This window comes from Nocardia rhizosphaerae (assembly GCF_042650365.1).
GTDB classification, from domain to species: Bacteria; Actinomycetota; Actinomycetes; order Mycobacteriales; family Mycobacteriaceae; genus Nocardia; species Nocardia rhizosphaerae.
In genome coordinates, this window is sequence record NZ_JBHSBA010000015.1 from 456,467 (window position 1) to 477,734 (window position 21,268).

19 protein-coding genes are annotated in these 21,268 nt (G+C 69.5%); 9 read left to right on the forward strand and 10 right to left on the reverse strand.

What is annotated here, in order from left to right:
* The first annotated feature begins 165 nt into the window (after positions 1-165).
* From ACFOW8_RS24275 to ACFOW8_RS24300, 6 genes are read left to right on the forward strand one after another with little or no spacing between them, the layout of a single operon-like run.
* On the forward strand, positions 166-993 hold the full coding sequence (locus ACFOW8_RS24275) for a glycosyltransferase family 2 protein (protein ID WP_378553772.1): 828 nt from the start codon (positions 166-168) through the stop codon (positions 991-993).
* Positions 994-999: 6 nt separating this feature from the next.
* On the forward strand, positions 1,000-2,364 hold the full coding sequence (locus ACFOW8_RS24280; protein ID WP_378553774.1) for an O-antigen ligase family protein: 1,365 nt from the start codon (positions 1,000-1,002) through the stop codon (positions 2,362-2,364).
* On the forward strand, positions 2,361-3,434 hold the full coding sequence (locus tag ACFOW8_RS24285) for a glycosyltransferase family 4 protein (protein WP_378553775.1): 1,074 nt from the start codon (positions 2,361-2,363) through the stop codon (positions 3,432-3,434). The genes ACFOW8_RS24280 and ACFOW8_RS24285 overlap by 4 nt, the downstream gene beginning before the upstream one ends.
* Entirely contained in the window at positions 3,431-5,026 is a 1,596-nt protein-coding gene (locus tag ACFOW8_RS24290; RefSeq protein ID WP_378553776.1) for an oligosaccharide flippase family protein, read from the forward strand. Before ACFOW8_RS24285 ends, ACFOW8_RS24290 begins: the two co-directional genes overlap by 4 nt.
* Positions 4,935-6,002 carry a beta-xylosidase gene (locus tag ACFOW8_RS24295; RefSeq protein ID WP_378553777.1) on the forward strand — a complete coding sequence of 356 codons (1,068 nt, stop codon included), beginning with the start codon at positions 4,935-4,937 and terminating at the stop codon, positions 6,000-6,002. Before ACFOW8_RS24290 ends, ACFOW8_RS24295 begins: the two co-directional genes overlap by 92 nt.
* Positions 5,989-7,089: a glycosyltransferase family 4 protein gene (locus ACFOW8_RS24300; RefSeq protein ID WP_378553778.1), complete on the forward strand. Its 1,101-nt coding sequence runs from the start codon at positions 5,989-5,991 to the stop codon at positions 7,087-7,089. Before ACFOW8_RS24295 ends, ACFOW8_RS24300 begins: the two co-directional genes overlap by 14 nt.
* A 30-nt stretch (positions 7,090-7,119) precedes the next feature.
* Here ACFOW8_RS24300 and ACFOW8_RS24305 read toward each other — a convergent pair whose 3' ends face one another.
* A complete protein-coding gene (locus tag ACFOW8_RS24305; RefSeq protein WP_378553779.1) occupies positions 7,120-8,214 on the reverse strand; it encodes a class I SAM-dependent methyltransferase in 1,095 nt (364 codons plus the stop codon).
* 14 nt (positions 8,215-8,228) lie between these two features.
* Between ACFOW8_RS24305 and rfbC the strand changes: the two genes are divergently transcribed.
* Positions 8,229-8,792 carry a dTDP-4-dehydrorhamnose 3,5-epimerase gene (rfbC, locus tag ACFOW8_RS24310; RefSeq protein ID WP_378553780.1) on the forward strand — a complete coding sequence of 188 codons (564 nt, stop codon included), beginning with the start codon at positions 8,229-8,231 and terminating at the stop codon, positions 8,790-8,792.
* On the opposite strand, the gene ACFOW8_RS24315 is transcribed toward rfbC, so the two are convergent.
* From ACFOW8_RS24315 to ACFOW8_RS24330, 4 genes are read right to left on the reverse strand one after another with little or no spacing between them, the layout of a single operon-like run.
* Complete coding sequence (locus tag ACFOW8_RS24315; protein WP_378554660.1) at positions 8,770-9,804, reverse strand: NAD-dependent epimerase/dehydratase family protein; 1,035 nt, start codon at positions 9,802-9,804, stop codon at positions 8,770-8,772. The two genes, rfbC and ACFOW8_RS24315, sit on opposite strands and share 23 nt — an antisense overlap.
* Before the next feature lie 2 nt (positions 9,805-9,806).
* Positions 9,807-10,454, reverse strand: a complete 648-nt coding sequence (locus tag ACFOW8_RS24320; protein ID WP_378553781.1) for a PIG-L deacetylase family protein — start codon at positions 10,452-10,454, stop codon at positions 9,807-9,809.
* Complete coding sequence (locus ACFOW8_RS24325; RefSeq protein ID WP_378553782.1) at positions 10,451-11,227, reverse strand: glucose-1-phosphate cytidylyltransferase; 777 nt, start codon at positions 11,225-11,227, stop codon at positions 10,451-10,453. The genes ACFOW8_RS24320 and ACFOW8_RS24325 overlap by 4 nt, the downstream gene beginning before the upstream one ends.
* The gene (locus ACFOW8_RS24330; RefSeq protein WP_378553783.1) at positions 11,224-12,465 is read right to left on the reverse strand and encodes a methyltransferase domain-containing protein; all 1,242 of its coding nucleotides are present in this window, start codon (positions 12,463-12,465) and stop codon (positions 11,224-11,226) included. Before ACFOW8_RS24330 ends, ACFOW8_RS24325 begins: the two co-directional genes overlap by 4 nt.
* A gap of 484 nt (positions 12,466-12,949) precedes the next feature.
* Here ACFOW8_RS24330 and ACFOW8_RS24335 point away from each other — a divergent pair, with 484 nt between their 5' ends.
* Entirely contained in the window at positions 12,950-14,446 is a 1,497-nt protein-coding gene (locus ACFOW8_RS24335; protein ID WP_378553784.1) for a sugar transferase, read from the forward strand.
* A gap of 33 nt (positions 14,447-14,479) precedes the next feature.
* On the opposite strand, the gene ACFOW8_RS24340 is transcribed toward ACFOW8_RS24335, so the two are convergent.
* From ACFOW8_RS24340 to ACFOW8_RS24350, 3 genes are read right to left on the reverse strand one after another with little or no spacing between them, the layout of a single operon-like run.
* Positions 14,480-16,111, reverse strand: a complete 1,632-nt coding sequence (locus tag ACFOW8_RS24340) for an ABC transporter permease (protein ID WP_378553785.1) — start codon at positions 16,109-16,111, stop codon at positions 14,480-14,482.
* Positions 16,108-17,019, reverse strand: a complete 912-nt coding sequence (locus ACFOW8_RS24345; RefSeq protein WP_378554661.1) for an ABC transporter ATP-binding protein — start codon at positions 17,017-17,019, stop codon at positions 16,108-16,110. Before ACFOW8_RS24345 ends, ACFOW8_RS24340 begins: the two co-directional genes overlap by 4 nt.
* Complete coding sequence (locus ACFOW8_RS24350; protein WP_378553787.1) at positions 16,994-17,686, reverse strand: TetR/AcrR family transcriptional regulator; 693 nt, start codon at positions 17,684-17,686, stop codon at positions 16,994-16,996. Before ACFOW8_RS24350 ends, ACFOW8_RS24345 begins: the two co-directional genes overlap by 26 nt.
* 101 nt (positions 17,687-17,787) lie before the next feature.
* Between ACFOW8_RS24350 and ACFOW8_RS24355 the strand changes: the two genes are divergently transcribed.
* The gene (locus ACFOW8_RS24355) at positions 17,788-19,719 is read left to right on the forward strand and encodes an acyl-CoA dehydrogenase family protein (protein WP_378553788.1); all 1,932 of its coding nucleotides are present in this window, start codon (positions 17,788-17,790) and stop codon (positions 19,717-19,719) included.
* Here ACFOW8_RS24355 and ACFOW8_RS24360 read toward each other — a convergent pair.
* Positions 19,704-20,315, reverse strand: coding sequence for a phosphatase PAP2 family protein (locus ACFOW8_RS24360; RefSeq protein WP_378553789.1), 612 nt, complete (start codon positions 20,313-20,315; stop codon positions 19,704-19,706). The two genes, ACFOW8_RS24355 and ACFOW8_RS24360, sit on opposite strands and share 16 nt — an antisense overlap.
* 17 nt (positions 20,316-20,332) lie before the next feature.
* Positions 20,333-21,211, reverse strand: a complete 879-nt coding sequence (locus ACFOW8_RS24365) for a nuclease-related domain-containing protein (protein WP_378553790.1) — start codon at positions 21,209-21,211, stop codon at positions 20,333-20,335.
* Positions 21,212-21,268 lie beyond the last annotated feature (57 nt).

Genomic DNA, 21,268 nt, shown 5'->3' on the forward strand with positions numbered 1-21,268 from the left:
CTGTGCTGTGAACTCGAACGGATGTGGCGGACGTCATGTCATCCGGCCCCGGGAAATCGGTAACTCCTGCCCGTCCTTCGCCGATGTGAACGATGGTTGCTCGGCGGGTACTGTGCACGAAACGGGACGCGACGCCTGCCCGCCGGATGTGGAGGAAATGCTGTGATGGGGGTGCCCGTTTCGGTGTGTGTCCCGGCGTACAACGCGGCTCGCACCATCACCGAGACCCTCGCGTCCATCCGCGCGCAGACGTTTTCCGACTTCGAGATCGTCGTCGTCGACAATGCCAGCACCGACGGGACCGGGGATCTGGTGCGCGCCGTGGACGACGAACGAATCCGGCTCCACACCAACGACACCGTGCTACCGATGGTCGAGAACTGGAACCGGGCCGTGCGCTGTGCCGGGGGCGAGTTGGTGAAGCTGGTATGCGCTGACGATCTCATCACCCCGGACTGCCTGTCTGTGCAGGTGGAAACCCTCGGCGAGCCCGGAATCGCGGTCGCGGGCGCGAAATTCGACGTGATCGACGATGCCGGTGCGGTGTTGGCCACCGCCCGTGGTCTGGCAGGCCTGGAAGGACGGCGGTCCTCGCGTGCCGCGCTGCGCGCGTTCGTCCGTCGATTGCCCGACGATCTGTGCCCGACCGCCGCGTTTCTCTTCCGGCGGCGCGAGTTCGCGGCGGCGGGCGGATTCCGCGGCGACTTCTTCTACGCCATGGACATCGATCTGGTCGCACAGCTGTGCTCCCGCGGTGCGTTCTACGGGCATGACCGGCCGTTGGCAGTGAGCCGGGCCTCGATGTTCAATCATTCCTCCAGCACCTCCACACTCAGCAAATTCTCCGATGTCGTGCGGTTCAACCATGCCGCGCGCCGCGACTACCGCGACCTGGTGGCGCCGATGGATGTGCTGGCGGGCGATCTCGTGGTGCTGCGCCAGGCGGTCGTCCGGCTCGGTGTCCGGGTCACCGGCCTGGTCGGGCGGAGCTGAGCTGTCGTGAACCCGCTGCTGTATCTGGCCGCTATCCCGGTGGGCTGGGTCTTCCTGCGCTGGATCCGGTTCCGGCCGCAGCGCGGTGTGCTGCTGGTGGCCGCGCTTGTCCCGTTCAACGGCCTGCTCGAGATCGCGCCGGGCTGGATGCAGGTCAACGGCTGGAAGGAGGCGCTGCTCTGCCTGACACTGGCGGTGGCGCTGTTCGTCCCGCACCGCCGGTCCGAACCGCGGCCTGCGTTGCCGTGGTGGTCGTTCGGCGTCGCGCTCTGCGTGTTCGGGGTCGTGTCGGCGTTCGTGACGGCCGGAATGCTCGGCCTGTTCGCCATCAAGATCACGTTCTTCTATTTCCTCGTCGTCCCGCTGATCCTGTATCTCCGTCCGTTCACCGCACGGGACCGCGATCTGCTGGTCACGATCATGATGGTGGAATCGGTCGGGATCGCGCTGTTCGGCCTGGCCCAGCAGGGGATCGGTGGAGCCGGGCTCGCGCGCATGGGCTACGAATACAACGAGACGATCCGCTTCGCCGGTGGTGTGCTGCGCTCCTTCGGCACCTTCAATCAGCCGTTCCCCTTCGCGTTCTACCTGGTGATGGTGCTGCTGGTCGGTGGTTCGGTCGCCCTGGCGAATCCGCGGCGCCCGCGCAACCGGGTGTTTCTGATGGCCACGCCGATCCTGGTCCTCGGCGCGGCGGCCAGTGTGGTGCGCGCGGCCCTGGCCGGGCTGCTCGTCGGTGCGCTGCTGCTGGCGGTGGTGCGTTACCGGCGCCAGCTGATGCCGGTGATCCTCGGTTCGGTGGCGGTCCTCGTCGTCGGCGGTGTCGCGGTCTCGCAGGCGGGCAGTTCGCTGTTCTCGGCATCGAGCCTGGCCGACCGCAGCACCGGGTGGAACACCGTCATCCGGACCGTCGGCAGTCATCCCTTCGGCGACGGCCTGGGCTCGACCGGCGCGGCCGCGGCCAAACTCCTTGTCCAGGAACTGGGGCCGATGGCCGAGAAACTGCCCTATGCCACCGGTGAGGTGCAGATCTACGGACGCCCCTATCAGCCCGACAACTACTACGTGAAGTTGCTGATCGAGCTGGGGCCGATCGGATTGTGGTTGTTCTCGGTGATCCTGGTGGTGATCTATCTGATGGCGGTGCGCGCCGCGCGCACCCTGCGCGGTCCAGACGCGGCGCTGGCCCTCGGCGTCGCGGCGTCGGTACTCGCCAGCGCGGTCGCCGCCCTGGCATCGAGCTACTTCGAGATCTTCCCGAGCGACTTCTATTTCTGGTTGCTCGCCGCGGTGGTCGGCTGTGCCGTCACCCAGCAGTCACCGTCTCCGGCCACCGTGCCGGACGCCGTCGGAGAGCAGGTCACGCGATGAAGGAACCGTCCAGCCCCACCGCCGCGTCGACCGCGCTGTGCTTCGGCGCACTCGCGCTGCGGCCGAACGGGGCAGGCGTCGCCACCTACCAGCGCGAACTATTGCCGCGCCTGGCCGAACTGCTGCCGGGCACCGCGCTGTCGGCTCTGGTCCAGGCAGATGCCGTGCCGGTGCTGCCGCCGGGGGTCACCGCGCGGGCGCGCCCGGTCGCGGCGGGTGCGCGCCGCGCCTGGCACGGCTTCGCGCCGCTGCGCGCAGTGGAGGTCTTCCACGGTCTCGACGTCGACGTACCGCTGGTGGGGCCCCGCGCCTCGGTGAGCACAGTGCACGACCTGTCGGTCTTCGATGTGCCGTGGGCCTTCAGCCGATTTCGGGCCCGCGGCGAGCGCCTGCTGGTGCGCGGCGCGCTGCGTCGCGCCGACCTGCTCATCGCCGTCTCCGAGTTCACCGCGGAGCGGATCGCCGACCGGTTCGGCCGCGAGGCGGTGGTGGTGCCGCTGGCCCCGGCCGCCTGGGCGCGGGTACCCGACGCGGCGGCCGTCGAGCGGGTCCGCACCCGGTTCGCGCTACCGGAGCGCTTCGTCTTGCAGGTGGGCACCGTCGAGCCCCGCAAGCAGGTCGCGCTGCTGGCCGAGGTGGCCCGCGCACTCGACGTTCCGCTCGTGCTGGCAGGTGCCGGGTCCGACGGTCCGGACGCGCCCGCGGGGGCGCACGGTCTCGGCTATGTGGATCTGGCAGATCTCCCCGCGCTCTACGCTGCCGCCACCGTGGTCGCCTACTGCTCGCAGTACGAGGGGTTCGGATTGCCGCCGGTCGAGGCGATGGCCTGCGGTGGGGCGGTGGTCGCGAGCGCGGTCGGCGCGCTGCCGCAGGTATGCGGTGACGGCGCGGTCCTGGTCGAACCCGCGACCACCGACGCCTGGGCACGCGCGCTGCGCCCGCTGCTGCACGACGCGGCCGCCAATCGTGAACTGCGCGAGCGTGGGCTGATCGCGATGGCGAAGCTGAGCTGGCAGGCGACCGCAGAGGCCACCGTCGCGGCCTATCGCACGGCCGGGTTGCTACCGTGACCGAATCGGTGCCGGTGGCCGCGCTGGACGAACCGCCGGAGAGCGTGCGCCGCGCGCAATCCGGTCGTGCGGCCGCGAGCAACACCGCGGCGATGCTGGGGGCCAGGATCTTCGCGGCCGTGCTCGGGTTGCTCGGCACCACGCTCATCGCCCGGTCGCTCCCGGCCGTCGAGTGGGGCTACTTCTCCTTCGTCTTCGGATTGCTCGGCATGCTGGCGATCGTCACCGACCTGGGTGTGGGGCGCGCGGTGATCGGCAAGCTGGTCCACGGCGACGCGGAGGAGGCCGCCGGGGTCGCCACCTCGTTCATCGTGTTGCGCGCCGTCCTCGGGCTCGTCGGTTACGCGCTGGCCATCGGCTATGTGCTCGTCCTGCGGTGCCCGGCGCCGGTGGTTGCCGCGACCGCGCTGGCAGGCCTGGTGGTGGTGATCGCGACCCCTAGCCATGCGCTGACGATCCTGTTCCAATCCACCATGCGGTTGACCCTGGTCGCCGCGGCGGAGTCGCTGGCCAGGTGCGTGCAGCTGGCGCTCACGGTGGCCGCGGTGCTGTGGGCACCGACCCTGCTGTTCGTGGTGGTGCCCGCCATCGCCTACGAGGTGGTCGCGGTGATCGTGAAGGTCGTCGCGGTGTCGCGCGGGCTCGGTGGACCGGTCCCGGCGCGACGGATCGAGCTGCGCTGGTGGGGCCCCATGTTGCGGGAGGCGTTGCCGCTGAGCATCGGCCTCGCGCTGATCATCATGCTGCAGAAGGTGGGGCTGCTGCTGCTCGGCCACGCCGACAGCTTCGAAGCGGTCGGTCTGTTCGCCGTCGGCATGAAATTCGCGGATCTGCTCGACACCGCCGCGATGGCGGTGGTCGCACCGCTGACCACGCTGTTGATCGCCCTGTGGCCCGACGACCCGCTGCGGTTCCGGCGCTACTTCCGGCAGGCGAACGTGGTCCTGCTCGGCCTCGGCCTGACGGCGGTGGTGGCGTTCTGGCCGGTGGCCGAGGACGTGATCGGGCTGCTGTTCGGCGGGAACTTCGCGGTGGCGGCGGACGCGAGCCGGATCCAGGTGGTGGCGGGCCTGCTCGGGGCGGTGGCACACCTGGGTCTGGTCGCGCTGATGGCGACCGGGCGCGTCGTCCTGATCCCGTGGATCGCGGGCGGTGCCCTCGCCGTGAATCTTGGTGTGGCGTGGCCGCTCATCTCCCGGATGTCCTACGAGGGCGCCGCCATCGCCGGGCTGTCGGCCCAGGTGGCGCTGCTGGCGGCGGTGTGGGTCGCGGTGGTCGCGACCGTCCGGCTGCGGCGGCTGCTCCCACTCGCGACACCGGCCGCGATCAGCGTGACCGCCGTCGTCGTGATCGCCACGGCAACCGCGGTGCACGGGCGCTGGTCGCCGCCATGGATTCTCACCTCCGCCTGCGCCTGCCTGATATACCTTCTGATCGCCGGAAGCATCATGCGAAGGGCCGAAGGATTGCCGATACGAAGCCTGCGAGGACCGAAAACCGATGACACTGTGGCGAATCGCGCGGGCGAGTGTGACCGTGATCGTCCTGGCGGCGATGCTCGGTTGCGCGCCGGAACCGACGGCGAGCAGTGAGCCGGTGGCGCGGTCCGGCCTCGGCATCTCGGGCGGGCACTCCTGGCTCCAGCTCGGCGCGGCGGAACTGGACAAGCAGATGGGCCTGGTCGCGGAAACCGGCGCCACCTGGGTCCGGATCGATATCGATTGGTCGGTGATCGAACCCGTGCGTGGCAGCCAGGATTGGTCGGCCACCGACCGCGCGGTCCGCGCGGCACGAGCGCACGGCCTGTCGGTGCTCGCGATCCTCACCTACGCCCCCGCCTGGGCGAGCCCACACGGCGGTGAGGGTGGCAGCAAAGCCGTGCCGCAGCCGGTGCTGTTCGGCCGGTTCGTCGGCGACGCCGTCGCGCATTACCGCGACCAGATCTCGCACTGGGAAGTCTGGAACGAGCCGAATGCCGGCGCCTTCTTCGCCCCGCGTCCCGATGTGGCCGTGTACGCGCACCTGCTCCGGCAGGCCGCCGAGGCGGTGCGCGCGCGTCAGCCGCACGGGCAGGTGATCGTCGGTGGCTTGGCGCCCGCGCTCGACGACGGCCGCGATATCGCACCGACGACCTTCGTCGAAACGCTGTACGCCCTCGGTGCGGGCAAGGACTTCGACGCGATCGCGGTACACCCGTACTCCTATCCGGAGCTGCCCGACTCGGCGAGCTGGTACAACGCCTTCACCAACCTGATGCGGATCCGGCGGATCATGGACGCCAACAACGACGGCGCGATGCAGTTGTGGCCCACCGAGTTCGGCGCGCCGACAGGTGCCGGGGCGCGGGCGGTGAGCGAACAGACCCAGGCCGAGATCATCGACCAGGGACTCGGCATGGCCGCTGCCATCCACGATGTCGGTCCCGTGTTCGTATACTCGCTGGTCGACGCGGGCCAGGACCCGCACGATGTCGAGGACAATTTCGGGGTGCTGCGCCGGGACTACACCGAGAAGCCCGCGCTTGCCGTGGTGCGCAGGCATGCGGAGGTGCTGCGTGGCGGCCGATAGTCGTGCGCGGCGAGTGGTGTTCGTCGCCCACACCGGTAACGCGTCCGGGGCCGAGAAGGTCATGCTCGACCTGGTCGGGCTGGCCGTGGCGCGCGGAATCCGGGTCGAGGTGGTGTGCCCGGCGGGTCCGCTCAGCGCGCGACTGCCTGCCGAGGTCGGGCACGTGCCGATCCCTGAGCTCGGGCTCACCGGCCAGCGGGGTCTCGCCCGCTGTGGTGCCGCGCTGGTCATGTTCTGGCACTGGGTGCTGGCCGCACGGGCATTGCGGGGGCTCATCCGGGACGGGCGCACCGACGTGGTGGTCAACTCGACCATGGCTTTGCCCGCGGTGGCGTTGTCGGGCTCGCGGCGACGGTCGACGATATGGCTGGTACACGACGTGCTCGCCAGCACAAGACAATTCGCGGTCGCCCGGCTGGGCAAGCTGACCGCGGGACGTGCGGTGGCGGTGTCCGAGCGGGCCGCCGCCCCGGTGCGCGCGCTCGGCTATCCGGTCGAGGTCGCCTGGCTCGGTGTGCCGTGGCCGGTCGAGCCCGCCCCGGTAGTGGCGCGCCGACCTGCGGTGATCGGCATTCTCGGCGTCATCACCGCGTGGAAGGGACAGCACGTGTTGCTGGAAGCCGTGGCCGAGTTGCCCGAGCTGACGGTCGAGATCGCGGGTACCGCGTTGCCGGGCGACGAGTTGTATCTGGCGACCCTGCACGAGCGCGCGGCCGCGCCCGACCTGGCGGGCCGGGTCCGGTTCGTCGGTCAGGTCGACGCGTTGTCGACCATCCGCGGCTGGGACGTTCTCGTTTCGGCGAGCGTGCTGCCCGAAGCCGGCCCGCTGGTGGTGCTCGAGGCGATGAGTCTCGGTGTCGCGGTGGTGGCTACCGACCACGGCGGCAATGCCACCGACGACGTCGCACTCTGCGTTCGCCCCGACGACCCGATCGCCCTGCGAGCGGCCCTGCGGCGCCTGCTCGACGACCAAGGCCTGCGCGACCGGTTGCGCGACGCCGGGCGCGCGCGCGTCGCGGCCCGCCACGATCGTTCCCGCACGCTGCCCAGGCTGTTCGCCGCCGTCTTCCCCGACGCAGTGGACTGAGAACGGCCGCCCGCCCGCGTGACGGGCTCGCTACGGCATCGCGGGCCGGCGGGGACCGGCCGGGTCGTCGACGAACCAGCGGCCGTCGAGTTCGGGAAGGCGGGTGCGTACCTCGGCGAGCAGATCGGGCAGAGTCAGCAGGACGGCGTCCGGCGCCGCCGCGACCAGCTCGGCGGGCGAGATGATCGGAACATCGGTGCCCGGCATCCGCCGCCCCTGCTTGGCCGGGGCCGCGTCGGCGACGCCCGCCAGCAGTTCGCGCCGGGCGCCCGCCATCGACAGCAACGCCACCGCGCGCGAGGCCGCCCCGTAGGCGTAGACCCGAAGTCCTTTCGCCGCAGCGGCGTCCAGCCACGCTGTGAGCGCGTGCACATGCCGGTCGACCACCTGCTGCAGGTCCGCCGCGTGGTCGACCACGCCCGCTTCGGCGGCAAGAACCCGCGCGACGGTCGCGTCGGCGGGATGGTCGCCGTGCCGCGCGGCCAGCAGCACCGTGCCGCCGTACAGGTCGAACTCCCACACGGTCACCACGCTCATCCCGGCGACGCCGAGCAGAGTGCGCAGTGCCGACAGGGAGTAGTACGCGAAATGCCCGTGCCGCAACGCATTCCACTGGCCCTGCGCGACGATCGCGGCCAGCGAGTGGTATTGCACGAGCAGGACCCCGTCGGGTGCGGTCGCCCGCGCGCGGGTGGCGAACGCCGCGCGCTGATCCGGTTCGTGCATGATGCCGAAGCAGTCGAGGACCACGTCGGCCTGCCGCGCGGTCTCGGTGAAACCGTGGCCGGTGAGCAGCGGCAGCCAGCTGCCGCCGTGTGGGCTCCCGAACTCGGTCACCGTGTCCCCACACAACAGTCCCGCTGACCGCACCCGAGCCACCGCGTCGGCGGCCTGATCGCGCAGCGCCTGCGGTTCGATGCCGCGCGGCTCCGCGGTCACGGTGTCGTCGTCGGCGAGCTGGGCTAGCCCGCATCGACCGCAGCGATCCATCCGCAGCGGATGGGCGGCTTCGGTGGGCTCGACCGGGGTGTCGCGGGGAGGAAAATGGTCGGCGGCGGGCACCGCACCGAGATCGAGGACGGTGGTGAGCGTGGTGTGACCGCAGCCGCGGCATCGGCGGGTCATGGCAGGATGTCGGGGTGCGTATCGAACCCACCGACCTGGCCGATGTGGTGGTGCTCGCGCCGGAGCCGTTCCGCGACGAGCGCGGCCTGTTCACCCGCACCTTCGACGCCGAGGAGTTCGATACCCATCTGGGCGTCCCGGGCGCTGCGGCGGCGTTCGTCCAGGACTCGCAGTCGCGGTCGGTGCTCGGTGTGGTGCGTGGGCTGCACGGCAGAGGGGGACGTGGCGAAGCGAAGCTGGTGCGTTGTGCTCACGGTGCCGTCTACGACGTGCTCGTCGACATCCGCCCCGGTTCGCCGACTTTCGGTGCGCGGCAAGCCTTCCGGCTCGACGACGAGTTGTTCCATCAGCTGTATGTTCCGCCCGGTTTCCTGCACGGCTTCCAGGCACTCACCACGACCGCCGATGTCTGCTATCGCATCGACCGGCCGCACGACCCGAGCGAAGACCTCGCCGTCGCCTACGACGATCCCGAGCTGGCCATCGATTGGCCGCTGCCGGTGAGCGTGGTGTCCGCGCGGGACGCGAGTGCGGGCAGCTGGGCGCGGTTGCGCGCTACGCTGGTGCCCGCACACTGATCCGGCGCAATCGATCGTCGAGCACGGCGGCCTCGCAGAGCCCGCGCAGGTGGGGTAGCCGGGTGAACCGATGGAAGAACGCCTCCTCGGTGAGCCCGCGCGCGGTGTACTCGGTGTAGAGCTCGGCGGCACCCGCGGGGACCGTCCACCTCGCCTCGAAGCCGAGAATGTCACGCGCGCGGGAGAAGTCGACCCGGTAGGACCGGGGGTCGGCGCCACTCTCGCCGGTGATCACCAGCGTCGAGCCCGGCACGGTGTCCACCACCGCGCCCGCGATCTCGGCGACGGTGAGGTTGTTGACCTCCGTGCCGATATTGAACGCGCGCGCCGACACGTCGACCGCCGCGGCGGTCAGACACAACTCGAACGCGGTCGCGATATCGGCGGCGTGCACCAGCGGCCGCCACGGGGTGCCATCGGAGAGCACCTTCACCTCGCCGGTGAGCACGGCGTATCCGACGAGATTGTTGAGCACGATGTCGGCGCGCAATCGCGGGGAGAAGCCGAAGGCCGTGGCATTGCGAAGGAAGACCGGGGTGAAATCGGCATCGGCGAGCGCGGCCACATCGTCCTCCACCCGCACTTTGCTCTGCGCGTAGGGGGTGATCGGGCGCAGCGGCGCGTCCTCGGTGACCAGCCCGTCGCCCGCGGCGCCGTACACCGAGCAGGTCGAGGCGTAGAGGAATCGGCGTACCCCGGCCTGCTTGGCCAGCCGGGCCAACCGCACCGACGCGTGATGGTTGATGTCGTAGGTGATCTCGGGCGCCAGTGCCCCGAGCGGATCGTTGGACAGGGCGGCGAGATGGATCACCGCGTCGAACCCGCGCAGGTCCTCGACGGTGACGTCACGAAGGTCGACGCGCCGCCCCGCTGGATCGCCCGCGAAGCCGCCGAGCACACAGTCGGCGAAGTAGCCGATGTCCAGGCCGGCGACCTCGTGGCCCGCGGCCCGCAGGATCGGCACCATCACGGTGCCCAGATACCCCTGGTGCCCGGTGACCAGTACCCGCATGTTCATTCTCCCCATCTGATGGTGGCTTTTTCGAGCACGAACGCCTCGGCGTACGGTGCGTGGCATTGCACGCCGCGGATCCGGGCGAGGCCGAGGAAGGCCTGCTCGTCGAACCAGTCGCGGCCGGTCTGGGACAGGTAGTACTCGTGCAGCAAGCGCGACTTACGATGCGCGAGTTCGGCGGTGAGCGGGTGGTACAGCGCCGGGGTCGGGGTGTCGGTCTCCCACTTGAGGATCTCGTAACCGAGGATCAGGTGGTCGCGGAACTCCGTCGGCACGAGTTCGGCCAGCAGCCGGTGGTCCTGGTGGGCGTCCCCACGATGTGGCGCGAACACCACGTCGGGTTCGCCCCCGCGCCGGAACTCGGCGAGCGCGTTCTTGATCCGGTCCCAGTGTGCCGGTGCTCGGCCGTCCGGGACGTCGAGCACCTCGAGCAGCGGTGGCCGGCCGGCGCAGAAGGCGGTCAGCGCCGCCCGTTCTTCCGCCTCGCGCGCGGTGCCCGCACCCGAAAGCACCAGGGCGCGTACCTCGACCTCGGGGTCCGCGCCGGTCAGCGCCAGCAGGGTGGCGCCCATCCCGATCGCGATGTCGTCGCAGTGCGCGCCGAGCACGGCGATCCGCCGCGGCGGGCGGGCGAACAATCCGATCACGCCTGCTCCCAGACCATCCACGGTCGTGAGCCGTTGCGGTAGGCGTCGTCGAGTTCGGCGCGCTCCTTGAAGGTGTCGGCGGGCTTCCAGAATCCGAGGTGTCGATAGCCGAAGAGCCTGCCCTGGCCCGCCAGCGTGCCGCAGGCATCCTCCACCAGATCGCCGCCGGGCGGCAGCAGATCGAAGATCTCCTGGCTGAGCACGAAGTAGCCGCCGTTCTCCCACAGCGGCATGCGCGCGACCGGGATGATGTCCTTGATCTCGCCGCCGTCGCTGATATCGACACAGTGGAACGAGGACTGCGGCGGCACCACCATCATGGAGGCCGCTGCGCCCGAGGCGTGGAACCGCTCGATCATCGTGTCCAGTGGCGCGTCGGTGAGCACATCGGCGTAGTTGGCCAGGAAGTACTCGTCACCGCCGAGGTGCGCACGCACCCGGCGCAACCGCTCGCCGATCGCGGACTCGACGCCGGTGTCGACGAAGGTGATCGTCCAGTCGCTGATATCGGCGCCGAGCAGCTCCACCCGGCCGTCGCGGATGACGAAATCGTTGGAGGCGGTTTCCTGGTAGGTGAGGAAGAAGTTCTTGATGTGCTCGGCGCCGTAGCCGAGACACAGCACGAACTCGGTGTGGCCGAAGTGCGCGTAGTACCGCATCACATGCCACAGCAGCGGCCGGGGTCCGACCAGCTGCATCGGCTTCGGGACGACATCGCCGGAACCGCCACGCATCCGCATGCCGTAACCGCCGCAGAACAGCACGACCTTCATCGATTCACTTTCGTTTCCAGTGCCCCGCGGTGCAGGACCGGTAGCGGGTAGATCAGTTCGCCACCCCAGTCACCGACATGGCGCAACTGGGCGGTGATCTCGGGCTCGAGATTCCATGGCAGGACCAGCACCACGTCCGGCCGGTCGGCATCGATGCGCTCGGGCGGATGGATCGGGATGCGCGTGCCCGGGGTGTAGCGACCGTGCTTGTACGGGTTGCGGTCCACGGTGTATTCGAGCAGGTCGGGCCGGATCCCGCAGTAGTTGAGCAGGGTGTTGCCCTTGCCCGGCGCACCGTAGCCGACGACCCGCTTGCCGTCCTCCCGGCACCGCAGCAGGAAACGCAGGAGTTCCTGGCGCACCGATGCCGCGCGGCCTGCCAGATCGGTGTACCCGTCGGGAGTGTGCAGACCCGCCGCGCGCTCGAGCTCGAGGACCTGTTCGACCCGTTCGGCAGGTCGGGCAACGGCATCGGGCCGCGCCCACAACCGCAACGAACCGCCATGGGTGTCGAGCAGTTCGACATCGACGACGGTGAGTCCGCCCACCGCCAGTGCCCGCTGGGCGGAGTGCAGGGTGTAGTACTGGAAGTGTTCGTGATAGATGGTGTCGAACTGGCCGAGGCGCACCAGGTTCAGCGCGTGATGGACTTCGATGCTGAGCCATCCGTCGTCGCTGAGCAGCTCGCGCAGGGCGCGGGTGAATCCGCGCAGGTCGGGAATGTGCGCGTACACGTTGTTGGCGACCACGAGGTCCGCGGGCCCGTGTTCGGCGCGGATCGCGGCGGCCGACTCCTCGTGCAGGAACGTCGTCTCCGTGGGCACACCGACCGCGCGGGCCGCGGCACCGACATTGACAGACGGCTCGATGCCGAGGCACGGGATGCCGCGTGCCACCGCGTGCCGCAGCAGATATCCGTCGTTGCTGGCCACTTCGACGACGAACGATTCGGTGCCGAGACCGAGGCGGGCGGCGGCGGTCTCGACGAACCGCTCGGCGTGGCGAACCCAGCTGTCGGAGAACGAGGAGAAGTAGGCGTATTCGGTGAATGTCTCCGCGGGGGTGATCAGCGCCGGGATCTGTAACAGCAGGCAGGACTCACACAGGCGCAGGTGCAGGGGATAGGTCGTCTCCGGCAGCTCCAGTGCGGCCGGTTCCAGAAAACTCTCGCACGGTGGCGTGGCACCCAGATCGAGGACACTGGTGAGCCGATCGGATTCACACAGCCGACATTGCACGCGGTCCACCTTCACCAGACACGAAATTGTTCCGGCAGATACCGGACATGCCGGAATTCGGTCCGGACGGCGGAGACGTTACAGGTGCATCGGCATTGCGTGATGTTCGGAACAGTGCGGTCAGGCGGCCCGGAATCGGTGCGGGATGCGATCGCCGCAGGTCGCCCCCATCCCGGCTACCTTCTGGCGAAGTGTGAAATCCTCACCGGAATGTGAGATCAGGCACCCATGAAGGTCACTTTCCTGCATTCATGTGGAAATGCGATCGAGCGCGACGTGCGTCCGGCGTGCGATCGGGCCGTGATGGGCTAATCTCTGGAATGCCTTGGAGCGCTTCAGCTTCGATGTGGAGATTTTCCTGTGGTGTGTAACGATCGTCCCACGGGGTTCGAATCGAGGGGCGTAGCGGTCATCACAACGGTCGCATTCTGGTCGATGGCGATCGGAACAGTTCGACTCCCGATAGGGGAGGTGTGTCGGTTTCATGAGCTACGAGCTCACCAGAGGTGGCGATATCGATGCCGTCGCCGGAGTGCGTTCGCTACGGGGCGCGCAGCGGGTCGGCTGGCAGTCCGCGTTCGTGCGACGGCTGGCGGTCACCGATGCCATCGCCGTGTTCGGTGCGGTCGGCACCGCGCAGTTACTTCGATTCGACGGGCCGGAGGATCCGCCGCTGGCCTGGCCGCTGCCCTATGAGATCGGCTACTCGGTCGTGTCGCTGGTCCTCGCGGCGGGCTGGCTGGCGTTGCTGCACGGATACGGCTCACGCACCCCCCAGGTGATCGGTGCGGGGAGTGAGGAATTCCGCAGGCTGGTCTCGGCGTCGTTGAAGCTGTTCGGCGTGCTGGCCATACTGGCCCTGCTGTTCCGCATCGAGTTCGCCCGTGGCTATCTCGCGATCGCGTTGCCTGCCGGCTTACTCGGTCTGATTGCGGGCAGGTTGGCATGGCGGTGGCAGTTGCGTGGTCTCCGTGCCGACGGGCACTGCCAGGCCTCGGTCCTGGTCGTCGGGTCGCCCGAGGCGGCGCGCGCGATGGCGAGCGCGTTCACCGACAAGCCCGACTCCGGATACCGGGTGGTCGGCGTGTGTGTACCGCCGGGTGCCGGTGCCGATGTCGAAACCGTCGGCGGCGCTTCGGTTCTCGGCGACGACCGCTCGGTACTCGAGGCTGTGCGCCGCAGTGGTGCCGACTCCGTCGCCGTGGCGGCCACCGATCATCTCGGTCCGGCCGAACTCCGGCGCATGGCGTGGGACCTGGATCCGCTCGGCGTCGACCTCATCGTGGCGCCGGGGGTGGTCGATATCGCGGGCATCCGGCTGAACCACCGGCTGGTGGCCGGGATGCCGATGCTGCACATCGACCGTCCGCGCTACGGGCGGGCGAAGTCCCGGCGCAAGGCGGCATTCGACTTCTGTTTCGCCGCGGCGGTCGTGCTGTCCAGCGCGCCGCTGCTGCTCGCCATCGCCGTGGCGGTGAAGCTGAGCAGTCCTGGCCCGGTGTTCTACCTGTCGGAGCGAATCGGTCGCGACGGGACACCGTTCCGGATGATCAAGTTCCGCAGCATGCAGACCGGTGCCGACCTCGCCGTGCACGAGCTGATCGCCGAGCACGGCGGCAATCCGGTGTTCTTCAAGGTGAAGGACGACCCGCGGGTGACCCCGGTCGGCCGGTTCCTGCGCAGGTACAGTCTCGACGAGCTGCCACAGTTCTTCAACGTGCTGCGTGGCGAGATGAGCGTGGTCGGTCCGCGGCCGCAGGTGCAGCGCGAAGTGGACGCCTACGACGGCGAGATGCGCAGACGGCTGCTGGTGAAACCGGGACTCACCGGATTGTGGCAGGTCAGTGGACGCTCGGACCTGTCACCGGAGGACTCCGTCCGGCTCGACCTGTCCTATGTCGAGAACTGGTCGATGGTGCTGGATCTCGCCTTGATCGCCCGCACGATCGGGGTGGTCACGCGCGGCGAAGGCGCCTACTGAGCCGGTGCGCCGTCGCGCACCGGCTCGAGGCGGTCACCGAAGATCGCGCCGCCGGAAGGCCGCCAGCCCAACGGCGAGCCCGGCCACGGCGACCACCAGCAACCAGAGCAGCGGGGTGAGTGCGAAGGTGCCGCCCGGCAGCTTCGGCGGATGCACGAACGGCACCAGGTCCATCACCCACTGGGGAAAGGTGCCGAACGCGCCGAGGAGTTCGATGCCGATCATCGTGCTCAGGACCGCCCAGGCCACCGACGCGTACTTCGGCAGCACGCCGAACAGCAGCACCGCGATCGCGGTGACCACCCAGACCGCGGGCAGCTGTACCGTGACGGCCGCCATGGATTCGCCGAGTCTGCCGCCGATGTCGCCGTCGCCCGCTCCCCACACGAGGCCGATTCCGACACCCGCGACCAGCAGAGCTACCGCGGGTGCAAGGAGCGCGAACAGCAGGTGGCTGGTCGTGTAGGTGACCCGTCCGACGGCCGCGGCCAGCACGGTCTCGGCCCGTCCGGTGTTCTCCTCCTCGTGCAGGCGCAGCACCGACGAGATCGAGTACGCCGACGCCGCGGCGGCCAGCATCATGATGGCGTAGGCGATGAACGACTTCTCCAGATCGGCCGAGCCGCCGAGCGAGGCCATGATGTCGCGCAGGTTGTCGCTGCCTTCCAGCATGCCGCCGATGCTGCTGATCGAACCGCCGATCAGCAGCCCGTAGAGAGCGAATCCGACGGTCCACGCCAGCATCGACCCACGCTGCAGCCGCCAGGCCAGGCCGACCGGTCCCGCGAGCGAGCCGCCCGCCATCGCGGGGCCGGGTCGTTCGGCCAGCAGGCCTGCGCCGATATCGCGAGTGCGCAGCAACTGATAGGCCAGCAGCGTGGCGCCGGCCGCGAGGGCGACCAGCGGCAGCAGCACCCACCAGCGTTCCTCGGCGAACGGCCGGATCTGCAGCGACCAACCGAGCGGTGAGAACCACGACAGCACACCGTTTCCGGCGTCACCGACCGCGCGCACCGCGAAGGCGGCGCCGAGCGCGCCGAGGGCGAGCCCGCGGGCGATCCGCGCGCCGGTGCTCACCTGCGCGGCGACCGCGGCGAGCGCGCCCCACACGATGGCCGACATGGCCAGCGACACGCCCCACGCCACCGAACCCGCGACCGGCAGGCCGGTGGCCAGCAGCGAAGCGGTACAAGCGATTCCGGCCACCGTGGCGGCGCCGAAGGTGAGCAGCAGGGTGCCGGTGAGACCCGCGAACCGGCCGATGCTGGTGGCGCCGACCAGTTCGGCGCGGCCGGTCTCCTCTTCGACCCTGGTGTGCCGGATGACGGTGAGTACGGCCGCGATGGCGATCATCGCGTACATCGCCCCGGCCTTCCAGGTGCCGATGGACCCGAGGCTGGAACCGAAGACGGGTCCGTACATGGCCAGCAGCGCGGGACTCGACGCGGTGGTCGCGGCGAAGGTGTCCAGTTGCTGCTGGGTGGCGTAGAGATCCTTGATCGAGACGATCTGCAGGGCGGGCATCAGCCCGATCGCCAGCGACCACAGCGGTGCGATCACCCGGTCTCGGCGCAGTGACAGCCGCAGCATCTGGCCGGTGCCGGCGAATTCGCTTGCCGTGTGGGCTCTTGCGAGCAGGCCGGGAGCGGCCGTGATGGCGGTCATGCGCGCACCCCCGCTTCGGTCTCGGCGCCGACATGGTAGTGCCGCAGGAACAGTTCCTCCAGCGTCGGCGGCGCACTGGTCAGGCTGCGCACACCCGCGGCACCGAGCACCCGGATGAGCTCGCCGAGGTGCTCGGCGTCGACCTGGCAGCGCAGGGTCGAGCCGTCCAGCTCCACATCCGCGACTCCGGGCAGCGCGCTGAGATCGCCTGGGTCACCGACCAATTCGGCGGTGATGGCGGTGCGGCTGAGATGGCGCAGCTGGTCGAGCGAGCCGGATTCCACGGTGCGGCCCGCGCGGATGATCGTCACCCGGTCGCACAGATGCTCGACTTCGGACAGGATGTGGCTCGACAACAGGACGGTCACCCCGCGCGCGGCCGCCTCGCGCACGCACTCCTGGAAGATCTGCTCCATCAACGGATCCAGACCCGAGGTCGGCTCGTCGAGCACGAGCAGATCGGCGTTCGCCGAGAAGGCCGACACCAGAGCCACTTTCTGGCGGTTGCCCTTGGAGTAGGCGCGGGCCTTCTTCGTCGGGTCGAGCTCGAACCGCTCGATCAGTTCGGCGCGGCGCGCGGTGTCGATGCCGCCGCGCATCCGGGCGAGCAGATCGATCGTCTCGCCGCCCGACAGTGACGGCCACAGCGTGACATCGCCTGGCACATAGGCGATCCGGTGATGCAGCGCGACCGCCTCGGCCCACGGGTCGCGACCGAAGAGGGTGGCTTCGCCGCCGGAGGCGCGCAGCACACCGAGCAGAATGCGGATGGTGGTGGATTTGCCGGAGCCGTTGGGGCCGAGGAAGCCGTGGATCTCGCCGGTGCGCACGCGCAGGTCGAGCCCGTCGAGCGCGGTGCAGCGCCCGAAGTTCTTGCGCAGGTCACGGACCTCGATGACCGGGTCGATGGTGGGGGAGGACATCGTCATACTCCTCGAGAAAGTTGTCGAGCAGAGTCGAATCGGTCAGCACGCCCTGGGTGTAGAGCTCGAGTGCCGGGAAGGTGATTTCCTCGGAGAGTTCCCGGAGCGCCTTGCGGTAGTCGAGTTTTCCCTCGTGCTGGATCCGCATCTGCAGGTAGAGGTTCATGGCTCCGACGTGGCAGAGCACGATGTACCTGGCCCGCGCCGCGGGGTCACGGCTCGGTTTGAGCTTGCCTTCGTCCACCGCGGTCTGCATGTACTGCTCCGCATCGGCGATCATGTGCTCGAGCAGCGACTCCGCCAGGGTGCCCCCGGCTTGGAAGCTACGCAGGATGTAGGCCACCAGTGGGGCATACATCTCGATCTGGGCCATCGCGTCGAGCATGCCGGTGGGGCCGGTGGCGCGGATGGCGCGCAGTTTCTCGTCGCGGATGATCTCGAGCACACGCTCGTCGCAGGCGGCGCGCAGGCCGTCCTTGGAGCCGAAGTGATGGTTCACCAGACCGGGGGACACACCGGCCGCCGTGGCGATCGCCCGGACGCCGACCCGGAAACCCTGGTCGCCGAACAGGTCGATCGCGGTATCGCGAATGCGGGCCGCGGTGGTCAGTTCCGGGGAGGGTCCTTGCGATACGGGCTGTTGGCTGAACACATGTTCAATATACTAAACGACTGTTCAATCGGCGGGCAAGAGTTCGCGCGTTCGAGTTTCGGGCCGCCACCTTCGGCCCGGTCCGGGCTAGGGTCGAAGCCATGGCTACCGGCACATCGACGACGGCACAACAGCTCCGCGCAGCGCTGGACGGACCGTGGCGCGAGCTCAGGGATCAGGCCCGGGTCCAGCTCGCCGACGAACGCTTCAGCGGCGACCCGGAACTCGACATCCACGCGGCCCGCGCCAGGGTGCTCGAACAGATGAAGGTGATCGCGACACTCGGCTACCCCGACCGCGGGTTCCGGCCGGAGCACGGCGGCACCGGCGACCCCGGCGGTGCGGTGACCAGCCTGGAGATGCTGGCCTACGCCGACCTGTCGCTGTGGGTGAAATCCGGCGTGCAGTGGGGTCTGTTCGGCGGTGCCGTGGAGAACCTCGGCACCGAGCGGCACAGCGACTACATCAAGCGCCTCATCTCGCTCGACCTCCTCGGCTGTTTCGCGATGACCGAATCCGGCCACGGCTCCGACGTCGCGAACCTGGAGACCACGGCCACCTACGATCCGGCCACCCAGGAATTCGTCATCCACACCCCCACCCCGTCGGCCAGGAAGGACTACATCGGCGGTGCCGCGGTGCACGCCAGGATGGCGGCGGTGTTCGCCCAGCTGATCACCGACGGGACGAACCAGGGCGTGCACTGCCTGCTGGTGCCGATTCGCGACGAGCTCGGCGCCGACCTGCCCGGCGTCACGACCTTCGACGACGGGCTCAAGGGCGGGCTGCCCGGTGTCGACAACGGCCGCATCGTCTTCGACCGGGTCCGCGTGCCGAGGGAGAACTTGCTCAACCGCTACGCCGACGTCGCGCCCGACGGCACCTACAGCTCCGAGATCGAGAATCCGAGCAGGCGCTTCTTCACCACGCTCGGGACCTTGGTGCGCGGCCGGGTCAGCGTCGGTGGTGCGGCCGCGGCCGGTGCCAGGGTGGCGCTGAGCATCGCGGTGCGCTACGCGCTCGCGCGCCGCCAGTTCGCCGACCCGGACACCGGCGCCGAAACCCTGCTGCTGGACTACCGCAGTCACCAGCGCAGACTGCTGCCACTGGTGGCCAAGTCATTCGCGCTGTCGTTCGCGCAGAACGACCTGGTGCGCCGGATGGACCTGATCCAGCGCGGCCGCGAAACCGATCCCGCCGCCCAACGCGCGCTGGAGAAGCGAGCGGCGGGCTTGAAGGTGATCCAGACCAAGCACGCCACCCGCGCCATCCAGGAATGCCGCGAGGCCTGCGGCGGCGCCGGTTACCTCACGGAGAACCGCCTGGTGACACTGAAGGCCGACACCGATGTCTTCACCACCTTCGAAGGCGACAACGTGGTGCTGACCCAGCTCGTCGCCAAGGAGCTGCTCACCGCCTACTCCGACGAAGTCCGCGATCTGGACGCGCTGGGCTGGGTGCGGTTCGCCGCCACCATGGCCGGTGACGTGGTGCGCAAGCATTCCGGGGTGCGCCAGATGATCCAGACCCTGCGCGACCGCTCCGACGAGAGCGTCGACGAGGGCGACCTGTCCAAGCGCTCGGTGCAGGTGCAGCTGTTCGCCGACCGCGAGGACTACCTGCTGCGCACCGCCGCGCACCGGCTGCGGGCCAGGGCCGCCGATACCGGGCCGTTCGAGGCGTTCAACAACGCCCAGGACCACATCCTGGCCGCGGGCGCCGCCCACATCGACCGGCTGGTGCTGGAGGAATTCGTCGACGGGATCGCCGCGATCGAGGACCCGGCGGCCAGGGAGCTGGCCGAAACCGTCTGCGATCTCTACGTGTACGCCACGCTGGAGGAGAACCTGGCCTGGTTCATCATGCACCGGTTCATGTCGGTGGAGCGGGCCAAAGCGGTGCGGCGCGGGGTGAACGAGCTGGTCGACCGGTTGCGCCCGGACGCGCTCACCCTGGTCGAGGCGCTCGGTGTGCCCGAGTCCATGTTGCGCGCCGAAATGCTGCACGACGCCAGCGTCTACGACCGGAGCTGAGCTCTGCGCCACTCGGCCAGGACGCACAGCGTGGTCGCCACCGCGACCGCGGCCGCCACCCCACCGAGCACGTCGGTGGGGTGGTGATAGCCCAGTTCGACCATGCCGGGCACGGTCGCGGCCACCGCGAGGGCGGTCACCAGCGCGACCGTGATCCGCGCCGCCCGGCTCGTCGCCAGGAACACGAAGGTCGTCGCGACCGCGACGAGATGGACGGTGTGCCCGCTCGGATAGGCCGGGTAGTCGTGCAACTGCCGGTCCCACAGCGGTTTCAGTACCCAGGTGTTGATCGCCACCGCCAGCTCGGGCACCGCCAGCATCGTCGCCGCCCGCCACCACTGTCGCCGCACCACGAACCAACCGCAGGCCGCGAGCAACAGGGCCAGCACCACCGGAGCACTGCTCGGGGCGACGAGCAATTCGCCCGCACCGGGGGACAGGCCCGCCGTGATCGGGTCGGCGAGCGCCGAGTCGAGCGCACTCGGCCCGCCGTCGGCGGGGAAAGTCAGCGGGACCGCCGCGGTGACCGCGACCCCGGCGCCGATGGCCGTCGCGCGGGCCGCGGTGCGCATCCGCGGGGCGAGGTCGTCGGACACGGACGCGGTGACCGCGCTCAGGCCGGGCCGTAGGTGAGCACCGCGGTGACCACGAACCACAGCACCCAGGCGATGGCGATGATCATCCCGAGCGCGAGGGTGATCCGCAGGAACGCCCTGCCGAAGTCCAGATCGCCCCGCACCCGCGGGTACAGCTTCCACGGGCTGTACCAGGGGGCGACCAGGCCGCGGGACTGCAGCTCCCGCTCGCGTTCGGCCTGCTCCTCGGCCCACTGCTCGGCCTGGGCCTGGGTGGGCCCGCCGTGCCACAGGGTGACGTCGACCGGGCCGAGGAATCCCTCGTTGAGCAGATCCTGCGGCGCGGGCAGATAGGGCAGGATGCCGAGGCCGCGGAACGCGATCGCGATGTCGTTGACCGTCCAGCGGTTGTGCTCCTTCTCGGCCAGCACCTCGAAGTACTGTTCGAGCCGGTGCGGATCGTCGGTGACGATCACGTCGAAGCTGGGATCGCTCCAGCCCTGGTGCACGTCGATCTGCGCACCCGGCTGCGGCACGATGACACCGAGCCCGTGCACCGCGCGCTGACCGAGCCCGCGCGCGGCCAGGTAGTCCTGCAGCGCGAAAGTGTGCTCGCGGGAACGTTCCAGCGGCGTCGACTTCTCCCCGCCCGCGAACTGGGCGAGCTCACCGGAGACCATCCACGGGCCGTTGAGCGGGATCTCGAGCACCCCGTCCTGGGCGACGGTGAAGGTCTCGGCTTCGATCACCACGCAGCTGGTCGGCGTCCATACCACCGCGTCGAAGTGGTGCAGCCGATCGTCGTGGAACAGGCTGCAGTTGATCGTGGCCACGCCGTGTGGGCTGGTCGGGTCCTTCCAGGTACGCAACCAATCGATCAACGCGAGCTCGGCATCGGTGCCTGCCGCATTCTGCACGCGCACGAGCATGGAAACCGCCCTTCCTGGTCGTTGGCGCCGCGGGCCGAGAACCGT